Origin of the sequence: Stenotrophomonas sp. NRRL B-14846 (assembly GCF_050473585.1) — a bacterium.
GTDB lineage: Bacteria > Pseudomonadota > Gammaproteobacteria > Xanthomonadales > Xanthomonadaceae > Stenotrophomonas.
Genome location: NZ_JBFLUN010000022.1, coordinates 2101979 through 2116484, shown reverse-complemented (window position 1 = coordinate 2116484; position 14506 = coordinate 2101979). Strand labels below are relative to the sequence as shown.

Below are 14506 nucleotides of genomic sequence, written 5' to 3'. Positions count from 1 at the left end.
AACTGTCCAGCAGTAGAGGAGAGGCTGGCTTAAAGGCCGGCCCAGGCTTCCACTTCCTCGACGAAGTGGTGCACGTCCAGGTAGCGGTTGTAGAGCGGGGTGGGCGAGATGCGGATCACGTCGGGCTCGCGCCAGTCGCCGAGCACGCCGATGCCACGCAGGTGCTCGAACAGTGCGCGGCCACGCTCGCGGCCACCGATCACGCGCAGCGACAACTGGCAGCCGCGGCGCTGCGGGTCGGCCGGGGTGATGATGTCCAGCACCTGCGGCAGGCGCGCGCGCACCAGCGCCTCGAGCATGCCGGTCAATGCCAGCGATTTGCTGCGCAGCGCTTCCATGCCGGCGCGCTCGAACAGGTCCAGCGAGGCACGCAGCGGTGCCAGGCCGAGAATCGGTGGATTGCTCAGCTGCCAGCCCTCGGCGCCGATGGCCGGCGTGAACTGCGGCGCCATCTGGAAGCGGGTGGCTTCCTCATGGCCCCACCAGCCGGCGAAGCGCGGCAGGGTGGTGTCGCGGTGGTGGCGCTCGTGCACGAAGGCACCCGCGACTGCCCCCGGGCCGCTGTTGAGGTACTTGTAATGGCACCACACGGCGAAATCGGGGGCTACGTCATGCAGGCGCAGCGGCAGGTTGCCGACCGAGTGCGCCAGGTCGAAGCCGATGCGTGCGCCCTGCAGGCGTGCGGCGCGGGTGATCGCATCGAGGTCGAAGGCCTGGCCGGTGCGGTACTGCACGCCAGGCCACAGCACCAGCGCAAGGCGCGGGCCGTGTTCGGTGATGGCGCGCTCGATGGCGTTCAGCGAGATCGTGCCGTTGGCTTCGTCCGGCTGCACTTCCACCAGGCACTCGGCCGGGTCGAAACCATGGAAGCGGATCTGGGCTTCCACGGCGTGGCGATCGGTCGGGAACGCGCCGGCTTCCATCAGGATCACCGGGCGCTGGGCGGTCGGCCGGTAGAAGCTGACCATCATCAGGTGCAGGTTCACGCTCAGCGTGTTCATCGCCACCACTTCGCTGGGCAGCGCGCCGACCACGCGGGCCAGCTGCGCGCTCACCAGACGGTGGTAGGACAGCCACTGCGTCGGGCCGGTGAAGTGGCCTTCCACCGCCAGCTCGCCCCACTGCTTCATCACTTCCTGCACCGCTGCCTGCGCGCCGCGCGGCTGCAGGCCCAGCGAGTTGCCGACGAAGTAGGTCTGCTCGCCGCCACCGTGGCGCGGAATCAGGAATTCATTGCGCAGCGGGCGCAGCGGATCGGCGGCGTCCAGGGCGATGGCGTTGGTGCGGCTGAGCAGGTCGGACATGGTCGGGCAACAGGCTGCAACGGGACCGCCAGTGTAGCGCCTGGCACGGCGGGACCGACGCCCGGGATGCCTGCGTACCGCTATTGCTGTAGAGCCGAGCCCATGCTCGGCTTCGTGGCCCGGCAGCCGAGCATGGGCTCGGCTCTACAGGGGCGGGTGGTCAGCCCGCCGCCGGCGCCGGCAGCGGGTCCACGTGCCCGCACTGGCTGCAGGTGCGCAGTTCCAGGCTGGCGTGGTAGCGCGCAAATACCTTGGGCAGGTCGGTTTCGATGTTCTGCAGCGGGAAATACTCTTCGTGCAGCTTGTGGTTGCAGCGCTCGCAATGCCAGATCACGCCATCCATCTCGTGCGGCAGGCGCTTGCGCTCGACCACCAGGCCAATGCCACCGGGCGGGCGCCGCGGCGAGTGCGGCACCTTCGCCGGCAGCAGGAAGATCTCGCCGGCACGGATCGGAATATCGCGCACCGCGCCGTCTTCCTGCACCTTCAGCACCATCTCGCCTTCGAGCTGGTAGAACCACTCGGGGCCTTCGTCGTAGTGGTAGTCGGTGCGCGAGTTCGGCCCGCCGACCACCATCACGATGAAATCACCGTTGTCGATCATCTTGTTGCCCACCGGCGGCTTCAGCAGGTGGCGGTTCTCTTCGATCCAGGCGTGCAGGTTGATCGGCGAAGCGAGCATGGTGGTCATCCGTAAGGGATCAGTCGCGCTTGCCCTTGCGCGGGACGTAGGACAGGGCCTTTTCGTAGGCCGGCTGCAGTTCTTCCTGCGAACCGACGTCGATGCCCATCTCGCGCACGCGCCCGTCCTTCAGGCTGTAGACCCAGCCGTGCACCATCAGCTTCTGGCCGCGGGCCCAGGCGTCCTGCACGATGGTCGAGCGGCACAGGTTGGCGACCTGCTCGATCACGTTCAGTTCGCACAGGCGCGCGTGCTTGAGCTCATCGGTCTCGATCGCATCGAGGATGCCGGTGTGCTTCTGCATCACGTCACCGACGTGGCGCAGCCAGTTGTCAGCCAGGCCGACGCGGGTGTTGTGCAGGCAGGCATGCACGCCGCCGCAGCCATAATGGCCAACGATCAGGATGTGCTTCACCTTCAGCTGGTCCACCGCGTACTGCACCACGCTCAGGCAGTTCAGATCGGTGTGGGCGACCACGTTGGCGACGTTGCGGTGCACGAACACTTCGCCCGGGGCCATGCCGATGATCTGGTTGGCCGGCACGCGCGAATCGGAACAGCCGATCCACAGGTACTCGGGGTGCTGCTGCTTGGCCAGCTGGTGGAAGAACTCAGGGTCTTCCTTCTCGATCCGGTCGGCCCAGTCGCGGTTGTTCTGCAGCAGCTTGTGGATGTCTTTCATGTACGGGTCCCTGGCGTCGGGTGGGGGCTCGCCGCAGCCGTCCGGCTGCGTCGTCGCGGGAATCTGGGGCGTTCAGTCGCTGCGGGCGGCCTGTTCGCGGTGCCAGCGCATCCACTGCGCCAACTCGGTGGAATAGGGGGTGCCCAGCTGTTCCAGTTCGGCGATCACTGCGCGCTGGTTCGCATCGGGATGGTTCTGGCTCAGCTTGAGCTTCAGCTGCACGTGTTCGACCTGGAAGCGGAAGCCGACGATGGCGCGCAGCTCCGGGCCGTGTTCGGCACGCGTGGCATCGAACTGCCAGGCCTGGCCGACACTGGCTTCGAAGTGGTCGCTGATCGCACCGACGAGCTCGGCCAGCGCATCGGTTTCGTCGAAGGTCTGCAACTGGCCACGCAGCTCGGCAGCAACGTAGTTCCAGGTCGGCACCCGCGCGGCGGGCTCCTTGTCCGGGTACCAGCTGGCCGAGACGTAACCGTGTGGGCCGTCGACCAGTACCTTGGCCGCGCCGCCGTGGCGCGACTGCGGGTTGGCGCGGGCCCAGTGCCCGCGCAGCTCGACACGCTCGCCATCACGCCGGTACAGCACCGGCATCCGGGTCAGTTCCGGCAGGCCATCGCTGCCGGGCGTGAGCACGGTAACGAACGGGTCGCGCGCCAGCAGGCGGTCCAGCCAGAGCAGGTCGGTCTCGGCGAAGGCGCGCGGGGTGAACATGCGAGGGTCAGGCGCGCCCGCCCAGCGACTGGATCATGCGGCCGCGCAGGCCCTCATCACTGTCAGCCTGTGGTGGCTGTACTTCGTGCAGGCTGAAACCGCGCACCAGCGCGTCTTCCTCGTCCAGGCCATCGTACTCGACGAACTCGGCGTCGAACAGCTGCGAACGAGCGGTGTCTTCGCTGTCATAGCTCAGCGTGTTGCCATCGCTGTCGAGCACCTCGGCGGTGCCGGCCGGGCGAACGCGCAGGCGCGCCCAGATCAGGGTGTTGCCGAGGCTGGCCAGCCACCAGCTGTCGCGCGAGGCGGAGATGTCATTCATGGAGGTATTACCAGAGCGAGGCCAGCCAGAGCAGGGCGGCCATGCCCAGTCCGGCCAGCAGGGTCAGCAGCGATACCCAGGCCGGCGTCGCCAGCCCGGACAGCGAGCGGTCCGGCTGCTGGCGATAGTCGCGGCGCAACAGCCAGGCCAGGGCATCGGGCTTGAGGAAGGCGCCGCTGCCGAAGCGCTCGGCGAGCGCCGGATGGCGGTCGCGCACGTGCACCAGGGTCAGCGGCCAGAAGATCACGAAGGCACTGAACCCGGCCACTGCAACGCCGACGAAACAGAGGGCGAAGAACAGGGTCATGGGGTCAGTACCTCCGTGGTCGTGTGGGGCTTAGAAGTCCGCGCTGCCCGGGGCGCGCGGGTAGGGGATCGCATCGCGGATGTTGGACAGCCCGCAGACGTACACCACCAGGCGTTCGAAGCCCAGGCCGAAGCCGGCGTGCGGCACCGAGCCATAACGGCGGAAATCGCGGTACCAGCTGTAGTGCTCACGGTCCAGGCCGAACTGGGCCATGCGCGCGTCCAGCACGTCCAGGCGCTCTTCGCGCTGGCTGCCGCCGATGATCTCGCCGATGCCCGGGGCCAGCACGTCCATCGCGGCGACGGTCCTGCCGTCGTCGTTCAGGCGCATGTAGAAGGCCTTGATGTGTTCCGGATAGTTGGTCACCACCACCGGGCGGCCGACATGTTCCTCGGTCAGCCAGCGCTCGTGCTCGGTCTGCAGGTCCAGGCCCCATTCGACCGGGAAGTCGAACTTCTTGCCGGACTTCTGCAGCAGGCTGACCGCATCGGTGTAGTCGATGCGCTCGAACGGCGCGTTGATGAAGTCTTCCAGCTTGGTGATCGCGTTCTTGTCCACGCGCTCGGCGATGAAGGCCAGGTCGTCGCCACGCTCGTTCAGCACCGCGCGGAACAGGTACTTCAGGAACTCTTCGGCCAGGCGCGCGTCTTCGGCCAGGTCGGCGAAGGCGATTTCCGGTTCGATCATCCAGAACTCCGCCAGGTGGCGGGTGGTGTGGCTGTTCTCGGCGCGGAAGGTCGGGCCGAAGGTGTAGACCTTGCTCAGCGCCAGGCAGTAGGCCTCGACGTTCAGCTGGCCGGATACGGTCAGGAAGGTTTCCTTGCCGAAGAAGTCGCGGCTGAAATCGATCGCGCCCTTCTCGTCACGCGGCAGGTTCACCATGTCCAGGGTGGACACACGGAACATCTGGCCGGCGCCCTCGGCGTCGGAGGTGGTGATGATCGGGGTGCTGATCCAGTTGAAGCCGTTCTCGTGGAAGAAACGGTGCACGGCCTGGGCCAGGCAGTTGCGGATGCGGGTGACCGCGCCGAACAGGTTGGTGCGCGGGCGCAGGTGCGCCACTTCGCGCAGGAACTCCGGCGACATCGGCTTGGGCTGGATCGGGTAGGTGAGCGGGTCTTCGACCCAGCCGACCACCTCCAGCGCGCTGGCCTGGATCTCGAACGACTGGCCCTTGCCCTGCGACTTCACCAGCGTGCCGGTGGCGATGACCGAGCAGCCGCTGGTCAGGCGCTTGATCTCATCGAAATTGGCCAGGCTGTCGCCGGCCACGACCTGGATCGGGGCGAAGCAGGAGCCGTCGCTCACATTGACGAAGGCCAGATTCGCTGAACCGCGCACCGTGCGCACCCATCCGCGTACCGTGACTTCGCCGCCTTCCGGGATCTTCCCGGCAAGCGCATGTTCAACGCTGACCACCGTCATGACTTGAATCCTCTGCTGATCGACTCGATCTGTGAACACGGGAGTTTACCGGTTGCAGCGTTCTGCTTGCGAGGCATTTTTCGTGGCAACGGCTCCTTATAATGTCCCCGTACCTCTGGAGTAGCCCCATGGCCGTCAGCCTGACCCCCATTGCCTTCGAGCGCGTGCAGCGCTTCGTTGCCCAGACCCCCGGCGCGCTGGGCCTGCGTTTCGGCGTGACCAAGACCGGCTGCTCCGGCTGGGGCCACGTGACCGACCTGGCCCGCGACGAGCGTGAGGGCGACACCGTGTTCGACCAGGACGGCGTGAAGATCTACGTCGACGCCAAGAGCCTGGCGCTGGTGGACGGCACCGTGATCGACTTCGGCAAGCACGGACTGAGCGAGACCTTTACGTTCAGCAATCCCAACGCCACTGCCGAGTGTGGCTGTGGCGAGAGCTTCACCACCGACGCCGACAAGGCCTGACGGCCGCCGGGCATGGCCCTGCGCTGGCAAGGCGTGCTCGGGTAGATGCCGGCCTGGGTCGGCACGCTGGGCTCGGCAGGGACCCCACGGATGGAACGACCGGCTTTTACCTATCACCCCAACGCCTACGACCTCTCCTTCGAAGAGGTCGAGGGGGTCTGCGACTGCTGCGGCCAAACGCGCACACTGCGCTACCGCGGGCCGTTCTACACCGCCCTGAAGCCCGATTACCTGTGCCCGTGGTGTATCGCCGATGGCAGGGCAGCGGCCAGTTACGAGGGTGAATTCACCGGCTGGAGCGATATCGAGGGGGTATCCCCGGATCCGGCCGATCCGCCGCCGACCATCGCCCGTGAGCTGCTGCTGGAGATCTGCGAGCGCACCCCGGGCTACTCGTCCTGGCAGCAATCGGTCTGGTTGAGCCATTGCGAACGGCCCTGCGCCTTCCTCGGCTACGCCGGTAGCGACGACCTGCTGCCGATCCTCGATCAGGTCCGGCCTGACGTGGTCGATATCAATCCGCGCGACGCCGACTGGGTGCTGGAGCATCTGAGCCGGGACGGGATGATGGTCGGCTGCCTGTTCCAGTGCCTGGAATGCGGCCAGCATCGCCTTCACGTCGATCTGGGATGAGCACGTGCCGGACATGGCCCGGCGCTCCCGTTCAGGTTGCCCGGTTCCCGCCCGGTTGCCCGGTGGCGCCGCTTGCCGCATAATGCGCGGCTTCCTGCCTTCCTGGCGGGAATCCTTGCCCCACCGCGGTCTCAACGGCGGGGGGCTGTCCGGCCGCAAGGCCACATCCGAAAGGTAGAAAAAACATGAGTCGTCATTACGAAATCGTGTTCATGGTCCACCCGGACCAGAGCGAGCAGGTCCCGGCCATGATCGAGCGCTACAAGTCGCTGGTCGAGAACGGCAACGGCACCATCCACCGTCTGGAAGACTGGGGCCGCCGCCAGCTGGCGTACCCGATCCAGAACCTGGTGAAGGCCCACTACGTGCTGATGAACATCGAAGCCGACCAGGCCGTTCTGAATGAACTGACCGAAAGCTTCCGCTTCAACGACGCCGTGCTGCGCAACCTGGTCATCAAGCGTGACGAGGCTGACACCGAGCAGTCGCTGATCATGAAGAGCAAGGACGAGAAGGGTGACAAGCCGGAGCGCGGTGAGCGCCGTCGTCGTGACGACGAAGAAGGCGAGTCCACCACCACCGCTGACAACGAAGCCGGCGACGACGCCGCTTCCGCCGCCTAAGGAGCCTTCCCATGTCCAAGTTCTTCCGTCGCCGCAAGTTCTGCAAGTTCACGGCTGAAGGTGTGAAGGAGATCGACTACAAGGATCTCAACACCCTGCGCCAGTACCTGACCGAGAACGGCAAGATCGTGCCGAGCCGCGTCACCGGTACCAAGTCGAAGTACCAGCGTCAGCTGGCGACCGCCGTCAAGCGCGCTCGCTTCCTGGCCCTGATCCCGTACACCGACAACCACGACGTCTGATGCCCGGCGGGGCGGCCTGGTGCCGCCCCCGCTGTGCCAGCTATTCGGACAGCCTTTGTTGCGGGGCATCGCCTCGCTAACGAATAACTCATCTGGAGCAATACCATGCAGCTGATCCTCCTGCAGAAAGTCACCAACCTCGGCAACCTGGGCGACCTGGTCGACGTGAAGCCGGGCTACGGCCGTAACTTCCTCGTGCCGCAGGGCAAGGCCGTTCCGGCCACCGAGAGCAACAAGGCCGAGTTCGAAGCCAAGCGCGCCGAATACGAAGCCAAGGCCCAGGCCATCCACGCCGACGCTGACGCCCGCAAGGCCAAGCTGGAAGGCGCGAGCGTGACCATCCCGGCCAACGCTTCGACCGAAGGCAAGCTGTACGGCTCGGTCGGCGCCCGCGAAATCGCCGATGCCTTCACCGCTGCCGGCCTGCCGGTCAGCAAGAGCGAAGTCATCCTGGGCGAAGGCGCCTTCCGCAACATCGGCGAATACGACGTGCTGGTCCACCTGCACGCCGACGTCGAGACCACCGTCAAGGTCGTCGTCGTCGCCGAAGCCTGATCCCACGCCGCAAGGCCTGGAATCACCGCAGAACGGGCGCCCGCAAGGGTGCCCGTTTTGTTTTATGGCTCCGTTTCGTGGCGTCGGGCCACGTCCGGCCGGCGGGGTGGGGCTGGACAATGTTCCACGCCCATTCGTAGAACACGGCCACATCGGTATACTCAGGGCGTCACACCCGTTCCACGGGCATCGATCCCAGCAGGATCAATGACTTGGAGGGTAAACGCAGGCCGCTTGCCGGCCCCAGTCCGGAACCCCTATGCGTCTTTCCACGATCAAGCTGTCCGGCTTCAAGTCGTTCGTCGATCCGACCACCCTGCACCTGCCGACCAACATGACCGGCGTGGTGGGGCCCAATGGCTGCGGCAAGTCGAACATCATCGACGCCGTGCGCTGGGTCATGGGCGAGAGCTCGGCCAGCCGCCTGCGCGGCGACTCGCTGACCGACGTGATCTTCTCCGGTTCCAATGCCCGCAAGCCGGTCTCGCAGGCCACCGTCGAGCTGATCTTCGACAACTCGGACCACACGATCTCGGGCGAGTACGCCTCGTTCAACGAGATCTCGGTCAAGCGCACGGTCAGCCGCGACGGCACCAGCAACTATTACCTCAACGGCACCAAGTGCCGTCGCCGCGACATCACCGACCTGTTCCTCGGCACCGGCCTGGGCCCGCGCAGCTACTCGATCATCGAGCAGGGCATGATCAGCCAGATCATCGAGGCGCGCCCGGAAGACCTGCGCGTGTACCTGGAAGAGGCCGCCGGCATCTCCAAGTACAAGGAGCGCCGCAAGGAGACCGAGACCCGCATCCGCCACACCCGCGAGAACCTGGACCGGCTGGGCGACCTGCGCGACGAGATCAGCAAGCAGCTCGAGCACCTCAAGCGCCAGGCCAAGCAGGCCGAGCAGTACCAGGCCCTGCAGGAAGAGCGCCGGGTCAAGGATGCCGAGTGGAAGGCCCTGGAGTTCCGCGGGTTGGACGGTCGCCTGTCCAAGCTGCGCGAAGGGCTGTCGCAGGAAGAGACGAAGCTGCAGCAGCTGATCGCCGACCAGCGTGACGCCGAGGCCCGCATCGAGACCTCGCGCGTTCGACGCGAAGAGGCCGCCGACGCGCTCAACACCGCGCAGGCTGCGGTCTACCAGGTCGGCAGCACGCTGGCGCGCCTGGAACAGCAGATCCAGCACCAGCGCGAGCTGTCGCAGCGCCTGCACAAGGCACGCGATGAAACCCGCCAGGCACTGGCCGAACTGGGCCAGCACATCAGCGGTGACGAGGCCAAGCTGATGGTGCTGCGCGAAGCGGTCGAGGCCGCCACCCCGCAGCTGGAGGAGCTGCAGGAAGAAAACGAGATAAAGCAGGAAAGCCTGCGCGAGGCCGAAGACCGGCTGGCCAGCTGGCAGCAGCGCTGGGAACAGCACACTTCGCGGAGTTCGGAGGCCTCGCGCGCCGGTGATGTCGAGCGCACGCGCGTGGACTACCTGGACAAGCAGATCCTCGATGCCGACCGCCGTCGCGAGGCCCTGGCCGCTGAGCGCGCCGGGCTGGACGTGGACGCGCTGGAAGAAGCTTTCGAGCAGCTGCACCTGCAGCACGACACGCAGAAGACCGCGCTGGATGAATTGAGCGAAGACGTCGAGCTGCGCAAGCAGGGCGTGGCGGAAGTGCAGGAACAGCAGCGCAATGGCCAGAATGAACTGGCCGAACTGCGCAAGCAGGCCAACGGCCTGCGCGGTCGCCTGGCTTCGCTGGAAACCCTGCAGCAGGCTGCGCTGGGCCAGGAGCAGGGCGCTGCCGTGGCGTGGCTGAAGGCGCGCGGGCTGGATTCGGCGGCGCGTGTCGGCGAACGCCTGGACGTCGATGCCGGCTGGGAAAATGCGGTGGAAAGCGCGCTTGGCCAGTTGATCGAAGGCGTGCTGGTCGATGACCCGGGCAGCCTGGTTGATGCCCTCGGCGAACTCGGCGATGGCCACATTGCGCTGGTTGCCAGCGCGGGTGCCGACGTCAAGGCTGCACCGACTTCGCTGGCGGCACGCGTGCGCGGCCCGGCGGCGATCCGTCGCCTGCTTGCGCACCTGCATGCTGCCAAGGACCTGTCCGAGGCGAAGGCCCTGCAGGCCAGCCTTCCGGAAGGCGATTCGATCATCACCCAGAGTGGCGAGCGCCTGGGCCAGGGCTGGCTGCGCGTGTCGCGCTCCGGTGCAGCCCAGCAGGGCGCGCTGCTGCGCGAACGCGAGATCAACGAGCTGCGCGAGCAGATCGAACAGCTGCAGGATCGCGAGGCCGAGCTGGAAGAACAGCTGAGTGGTTTCCGCGAGCAGTTGCAGGCGGCTGAACAGCAGCGCGAAGACGCGCAGCGTGCGCTGTACCAGGCCCACCGTGCGGTGTCCGAGCTGGCTGGCCAGCTGCAGGGCCAGCAGGGCAAGGTGGAAGCGGCGCGTACCCGCATCGACCGCATCGAAGGCGAACTGAAGCAGCTGCAGGAAACGCTGGAAGCCAACAACGAGCAGGCGCGTGAAGCGCGCTCGCGGTTGGAGAACGCGGTCAGCAGCATGGGTGACCTGGAATCGACCCGGCAGGGGTTGGAGGGAGAGCGCCGCCAGCTGACCGAGGCCCGCGACCTGGCCCGCGACGCCGCACGTGCGGTGCGCGAGCGCTCGCATTCGCTGGCCCTGACCCTGGAGTCGCAGCGTGCGCAGCTGGCTTCACTGAGCCAGGCGTTGGAGCGCATGGGTACCCAGCGCGGGCAGTTGGATTCGCGACTGGGCGAACTGCATTCGCAGCTTGACGAAGGTGATTCGCCGGTCGAATCGCTGCAGGCCGAGCACCAGAATGCACTGGAAGAGCGCGTGCGGGCTGATCGCGTGCTGACCGAAGCGCGCACGCTGCTGGACGGCATCGACGCCGAGCTGCGCAATTACGAGCAGACCCGTCACCAGCGTGACGAACAGGCGCTGGCCCAGCGCGAGCGTATTTCGCAGCGCAAGCTGGACCAGCAGGCGCTGGTGCTCAGCGCGGACACCCTGCAGGGCGCGGTGGAGAAGGCCGGATTCGTGCTGCAGGACGTGCTCAACGCACTGCCCGAGGACGCCCGCCTGGGCGACTGGGAGCAGGCCGTGCACCAGATCGATGGCCGCATGCGCCGGCTGGAGCCGGTCAACCTGGCCGCCATCCACGAATACGGCGAGGCCTCGCAGCGTTCGGACTACCTGGATTCGCAGCACACCGACCTGACCACGGCGCTGGAAACCCTTGAGGATGCCATCCGCAAGATCGACCGCGAGACCCGCGGCCGCTTCAAGGACACCTTCGACCGCGTCAACGCCGGCGTGCAGGCGCTGTACCCGCGCCTGTTCGGTGGCGGCCACGCCTACCTGGAACTGACCGGTGAAGACTTGCTCGACACCGGTGTGACCATCATGGCGCGCCCGCCGGGCAAGCGCGTGTCCAGCATCTCGCTGCTGTCCGGCGGCGAGAAGGCGATGACCGCGGTGGCGCTGGTGTTCGCCATCTTCCAGCTGAACCCCGCGCCGTTCTGCCTGCTGGACGAGGTGGACGCGCCGCTGGACGAAGCCAACGTCGGCCGGCTGGCCAACATGGTCAAGGAAATGAGCGAGAAGGTGCAGTTCCTGTTCGTCAGCCACAACAAGGCGACGATGGAGGCCGCGCACCAGCTGTCGGGCGTGACCATGCGCGAGCCGGGCGTCAGCCGCCTGGTCAGCGTGGACCTGGAAGAAGCCGCGCGATTGGCGGGCGCGGCCTGACGTGCCATCCTAGTTACCTGAATGAACTAGCCGGAGAACCTATCGAATGTCCGACACGGCACTGTTGCGCATCGGCATCCTGGCCGCCGGCCTGCTGTTGATCGCCGCGATCTTCCTGTTTGGCCGTCCGAAAAAGAAGCCCCAGGGGCGCCGCGTGGAAGGCGCGGAACCGACCAGCGGTGAGCGCCGCGAACCGGTACTGGGCGAGGACGGCGTTGTCGTGGCCGATGGCCGCGTCGAACCGGGCATGGGCACGGAAGGCGAACAGGCCGAACTCGGCCTGGCCGATACCGACCCGGGTGCCAGCGATCTCGGCAAGCGCGCCACCCAGGATTTCGACAAGATCGTTTCGCTGTTCGTGGCCGCCCGGGCCGGCGAGCAGCTGCGCGGCGAAGACATCGTGGTGGCGGCGGAGAAGACCGGCCTAGTGTTCGGCCACATGAACGTGTTCCACCGTCTGGTGGAAGGCCATCCCGAGCGCGGGCCGATCTTCTCGATGGCCAGCATCATGAAGCCAGGCAGCTTCGACATGGCCAACATCCGTGCCATGGAAACCCCGGCCATCGCCTTCTTCCTGACCCTGCCGGCGCCGCTGACCGCGCTGGATGCCTGGGAGAAGATGCTGCCGACGGTGCAGCGCATGGCCGAACTGCTGGATGGCGTGGTGCTGGATGACAGCCGCAACGCCCTGGGCCGCCAGCGCATCGCACACATCCGTGACGAACTGCGCGCCTACGACCGCCAGCACCAGGCCCCGCCGCTGACCAAGACCCCGCGCTGGTAAGCGCCCAACTGTAGAGTCGAGCCATGCTCGACTCAAGCTTGGGGCGACCGACCAAGCCATCGTGACCGGGCCCTTTGTTGATAAATGCCTTTCTGTAGAGTCGAGCCATGCTCGACTTGCGGATCCCCGGGTAAGCCCCAGTCGAGCATGGCTCGACTCTACAGGGTCGACCCTCCCTGACTCGCCTCTAGGGCGATCGATCTAACCACCGGCACCAGGCAAACGGATGATCGCCGAGCTGTGCCGCCAGCCCGGCGCGGACAGGATTCGCTGCGATGTACAGAGCCTGGTTTCTCAGGGATTCATCACATCGCACAGCGTGATCATGGTAACCGCGCTGCCAGAGTGGCCCGTCGATGCCTATGAGTCGGCTGCAGCGGGATTTCATCATCTGCACCGACGCGGCAAGGGTTCCTGAGCGCAGTTGCATCAACCAATGCACGTGATCTGGCATGACCGCCCATGCGAGGTTAAGGCATCGACCCTCCTGCTGAATCCACTGCAGGCCCGCTACAACGACGGCGGCCTGGTGTGGATCATCAAAGTGCCGATGGCGCTGGTGAGTGACGGTGGTGATCGCGTAGACGTTCCGCAGTTGCGACCAACGGCCTCTCAGTAGACGTGGACTGGGCATGCCTCAGCATTGGCTGGCCGAGGCAGCTTGGGTATCGCTTGAGTGCGGTCAGGCTTGTAGGGAAGGCCCCAGTCGAGCATGGCTCGACTCTACAGAGAGCCAGGTCAGCTCCCACTCGAGTGGGGTCAGGCCGGCACGCCGGCCACCTTCGCGAACGCGCGGCGGAACGCGGCCATCTCGTCCTCGCTGCCGACGGTCACGCGCAGGCGCTGTGGCCAGATCGGCCAGCTGCGTCCGATCACCACACCGTTGTCCGCCATCGCCTTGGCAAAAGCCGCACCGTCGCGCTGCACATCCACCACGAAGCAGTTTGCTTCCGATGGAACGCAGCTGAAACCACGCTTGCCCAGCCATGCAATGGTGGCCTGGCGCACCTTGGCGTTCTGCAGGCGACGCTGCGGAATCAGCTGCGGATCGTGCAGGCTGGCCAGCGCCGCCGCCAGCGCGGGCACCGGCAGCGGGTTGTCGCCCAGGCTGGCCAGCTCGCGCAGACGCTCGGGATGTGCGGCCGCTACGCCCAGGCGCAGGCCGGCCATGCCGTACAGCTTGGAGAACGTGCGCAGCACGATCAGATCGTCGCGCTGTGTCACCTGCTCGATCAGACTGGGCTGCTCGCTGTACTGCAGGTAGGCCTCGTCGACCAGCACGCGGGTGGTAGCGGGCTTGTGGGCCAGCAGCCAGGCGAGCTCATCCGGCGGGCTGACCGAACCGGTCGGGTTGTTCGGATTGCACACGTACAGCAGCCCGGTCGGGCGCTCATGCGCGGCGGCGACCATTGCGCGCAGGTCATGCGCGCCGTCGTCGCGCAGCGGCACTTTCTGCACGTGTGCACCGTGTGCGGCGGCGACCTCGCCGAGCGTCTCGAAGGTGGGGTCGGCCACCACCAGTCCCGCCTGCGGGCCGGTCCATAACGTGGCGGCGCGGTTCAGCGGTTCGCTGGAGCCCGGATAGAGCCGCACATGGTCGGCCGGGATGCGGGCCTGCTCGATGAAGGCATCGCGTACCTGTGCCGCCAGGGCGAAGCGGTAGCGGCCGCAGCTGGCAATGCTGTCGCGCGCCGCCTGCTGGGCAGCGGGGGAGGGGCCGTACGGGCATTCGTTGAAGTTCAGTAGTACGGCGCCTTCGGCAGGGGGCGCGGCGACGGCGGCCGCGGGTTGGGCCTGGCCGAGTTGCGGCAGGCCGCTGCTGGCGACGGCGAGGCCGGCACCGGCCAGTTGCAGGAAGCGTCGACGGGAGGCAGGCAGGGTCACGGGTGGGATTCCGAGGGGCAACCGTCTCACGCTAGCGCTGGTGGGGGTGGGCGGCAAGCTGCTTTTCGTGGAGTCGAACCATGTTCGACTACAGATGTGCCAACCAAGGTTGGCACCTACCA

The 14506-nt window shown here is 66.6% G+C and carries 16 protein-coding genes; 7 read left to right on the top strand and 9 right to left on the bottom strand.

What is annotated here, in order from left to right:
* Nucleotides 1-29 precede the first annotated feature (29 nt).
* The 7 genes from kynU to asnS form a co-directional block, all read right to left on the bottom strand.
* The gene (kynU, locus tag AB1281_RS12025) at nucleotides 30-1304 is read right to left on the bottom strand and encodes a kynureninase (RefSeq protein WP_430346030.1); all 1275 of its coding nucleotides are present in this window, start codon (nucleotides 1302-1304) and stop codon (nucleotides 30-32) included.
* 160 nt (nucleotides 1305-1464) lie between these two features.
* Nucleotides 1465-1986, bottom strand: a complete 522-nt coding sequence (locus AB1281_RS12020; RefSeq protein WP_014037741.1) for a 3-hydroxyanthranilate 3,4-dioxygenase — start codon at nucleotides 1984-1986, stop codon at nucleotides 1465-1467.
* A gap of 19 nt (nucleotides 1987-2005) precedes the next feature.
* Complete coding sequence (can, locus tag AB1281_RS12015) at nucleotides 2006-2668, bottom strand: carbonate dehydratase (RefSeq protein WP_014037740.1); 663 nt, start codon at nucleotides 2666-2668, stop codon at nucleotides 2006-2008.
* Between the two features lie 72 nt (nucleotides 2669-2740).
* A complete protein-coding gene (locus AB1281_RS12010) occupies nucleotides 2741-3379 on the bottom strand; it encodes an FMN-binding negative transcriptional regulator (protein WP_430346029.1) in 639 nt (212 codons plus the stop codon).
* 7 nt (nucleotides 3380-3386) lie between these two features.
* The gene (locus tag AB1281_RS12005; RefSeq protein ID WP_014037738.1) at nucleotides 3387-3701 is read right to left on the bottom strand and encodes a hypothetical protein; all 315 of its coding nucleotides are present in this window, start codon (nucleotides 3699-3701) and stop codon (nucleotides 3387-3389) included.
* A 7-nt stretch (nucleotides 3702-3708) separates the two neighbouring features.
* A complete protein-coding gene (locus tag AB1281_RS12000) occupies nucleotides 3709-4008 on the bottom strand; it encodes a hypothetical protein (RefSeq protein ID WP_005417403.1) in 300 nt (99 codons plus the stop codon).
* A gap of 30 nt (nucleotides 4009-4038) precedes the next feature.
* Nucleotides 4039-5433 (bottom strand): asparagine--tRNA ligase, encoded by a 1395-nt coding sequence (gene asnS / locus AB1281_RS11995; RefSeq protein WP_014037736.1) that lies wholly within the window; start codon nucleotides 5431-5433, stop codon nucleotides 4039-4041.
* A 128-nt stretch (nucleotides 5434-5561) separates the two neighbouring features.
* Between asnS and AB1281_RS11990 the strand changes: the two genes are divergently transcribed.
* The 7 genes from AB1281_RS11990 to zipA all read left to right on the top strand — a co-directional run bounded on the left by AB1281_RS11990 (nucleotide 5562) and on the right by zipA (nucleotide 12500).
* Nucleotides 5562-5900, top strand: a complete 339-nt coding sequence (locus AB1281_RS11990) for a HesB/IscA family protein (protein WP_006452998.1) — start codon at nucleotides 5562-5564, stop codon at nucleotides 5898-5900.
* Nucleotides 5901-5990: 90 nt separating this feature from the next.
* Nucleotides 5991-6533 carry a CbrC family protein gene (locus AB1281_RS11985; protein ID WP_430346028.1) on the top strand — a complete coding sequence of 181 codons (543 nt, stop codon included), beginning with the start codon at nucleotides 5991-5993 and terminating at the stop codon, nucleotides 6531-6533.
* A 185-nt stretch (nucleotides 6534-6718) separates the two neighbouring features.
* Complete coding sequence (gene rpsF, locus AB1281_RS11980; RefSeq protein WP_006452997.1) at nucleotides 6719-7156, top strand: 30S ribosomal protein S6; 438 nt, start codon at nucleotides 6719-6721, stop codon at nucleotides 7154-7156.
* Between the two features lie 11 nt (nucleotides 7157-7167).
* The gene (rpsR, locus tag AB1281_RS11975) at nucleotides 7168-7398 is read left to right on the top strand and encodes a 30S ribosomal protein S18 (RefSeq protein ID WP_002804494.1); all 231 of its coding nucleotides are present in this window, start codon (nucleotides 7168-7170) and stop codon (nucleotides 7396-7398) included.
* Between the two features lie 105 nt (nucleotides 7399-7503).
* Nucleotides 7504-7953 (top strand): 50S ribosomal protein L9, encoded by a 450-nt coding sequence (rplI, locus tag AB1281_RS11970; RefSeq protein WP_014037734.1) that lies wholly within the window; start codon nucleotides 7504-7506, stop codon nucleotides 7951-7953.
* A 259-nt stretch (nucleotides 7954-8212) separates the two neighbouring features.
* A complete protein-coding gene (gene smc / locus AB1281_RS11965) occupies nucleotides 8213-11716 on the top strand; it encodes a chromosome segregation protein SMC (protein WP_430346027.1) in 3504 nt (1167 codons plus the stop codon).
* Nucleotides 11717-11762: 46 nt separating this feature from the next.
* Nucleotides 11763-12500 (top strand): cell division protein ZipA, encoded by a 738-nt coding sequence (gene zipA / locus AB1281_RS11960; protein ID WP_075677425.1) that lies wholly within the window; start codon nucleotides 11763-11765, stop codon nucleotides 12498-12500.
* Nucleotides 12501-12687: 187 nt separating this feature from the next.
* On the opposite strand, the gene AB1281_RS11955 is transcribed toward zipA, so the two are convergent.
* Together AB1281_RS11955 and AB1281_RS11950 are read right to left on the bottom strand one after the other, a co-directional pair.
* Nucleotides 12688-13134: an REP-associated tyrosine transposase gene (locus AB1281_RS11955; RefSeq protein WP_014037731.1), complete on the bottom strand. Its 447-nt coding sequence runs from the start codon at nucleotides 13132-13134 to the stop codon at nucleotides 12688-12690.
* Nucleotides 13135-13259: 125 nt separating this feature from the next.
* Nucleotides 13260-14384, bottom strand: a complete 1125-nt coding sequence (locus tag AB1281_RS11950; protein WP_430346026.1) for a pyridoxal phosphate-dependent aminotransferase — start codon at nucleotides 14382-14384, stop codon at nucleotides 13260-13262.
* Nucleotides 14385-14506: the final 122 nt, after the last annotated feature.

What these genes read in the sequence shown, in the direction of transcription:
- kynU (WP_430346030.1), bottom strand. Translation starts at nt 1,304, where the DNA reads ATGTCCGACCTGCTCAGCCGCACCAACGCCATCGCCCTGGACGCCGCC.
- AB1281_RS12020 (WP_014037741.1), bottom strand. Translation starts at nt 1,986, where the DNA reads ATGCTCGCTTCGCCGATCAACCTGCACGCCTGGATCGAAGAGAACCGC.
- can (WP_014037740.1), bottom strand. Translation starts at nt 2,668, where the DNA reads ATGAAAGACATCCACAAGCTGCTGCAGAACAACCGCGACTGGGCCGAC.
- AB1281_RS12010 (WP_430346029.1), bottom strand. Translation starts at nt 3,379, where the DNA reads ATGTTCACCCCGCGCGCCTTCGCCGAGACCGACCTGCTCTGGCTGGAC.
- AB1281_RS12005 (WP_014037738.1), bottom strand. Translation starts at nt 3,701, where the DNA reads ATGAATGACATCTCCGCCTCGCGCGACAGCTGGTGGCTGGCCAGCCTC.
- AB1281_RS12000 (WP_005417403.1), bottom strand. Translation starts at nt 4,008, where the DNA reads ATGACCCTGTTCTTCGCCCTCTGTTTCGTCGGCGTTGCAGTGGCCGGG.
- asnS (WP_014037736.1), bottom strand. Translation starts at nt 5,433, where the DNA reads ATGACGGTGGTCAGCGTTGAACATGCGCTTGCCGGGAAGATCCCGGAA.
- AB1281_RS11990 (WP_006452998.1), top strand. Translation starts at nt 5,562, where the DNA reads ATGGCCGTCAGCCTGACCCCCATTGCCTTCGAGCGCGTGCAGCGCTTC.
- AB1281_RS11985 (WP_430346028.1), top strand. Translation starts at nt 5,991, where the DNA reads ATGGAACGACCGGCTTTTACCTATCACCCCAACGCCTACGACCTCTCC.
- rpsF (WP_006452997.1), top strand. Translation starts at nt 6,719, where the DNA reads ATGAGTCGTCATTACGAAATCGTGTTCATGGTCCACCCGGACCAGAGC.
- rpsR (WP_002804494.1), top strand. Translation starts at nt 7,168, where the DNA reads ATGTCCAAGTTCTTCCGTCGCCGCAAGTTCTGCAAGTTCACGGCTGAA.
- rplI (WP_014037734.1), top strand. Translation starts at nt 7,504, where the DNA reads ATGCAGCTGATCCTCCTGCAGAAAGTCACCAACCTCGGCAACCTGGGC.
- smc (WP_430346027.1), top strand. Translation starts at nt 8,213, where the DNA reads ATGCGTCTTTCCACGATCAAGCTGTCCGGCTTCAAGTCGTTCGTCGAT.
- zipA (WP_075677425.1), top strand. Translation starts at nt 11,763, where the DNA reads ATGTCCGACACGGCACTGTTGCGCATCGGCATCCTGGCCGCCGGCCTG.
- AB1281_RS11955 (WP_014037731.1), bottom strand. Translation starts at nt 13,134, where the DNA reads ATGCCCAGTCCACGTCTACTGAGAGGCCGTTGGTCGCAACTGCGGAAC.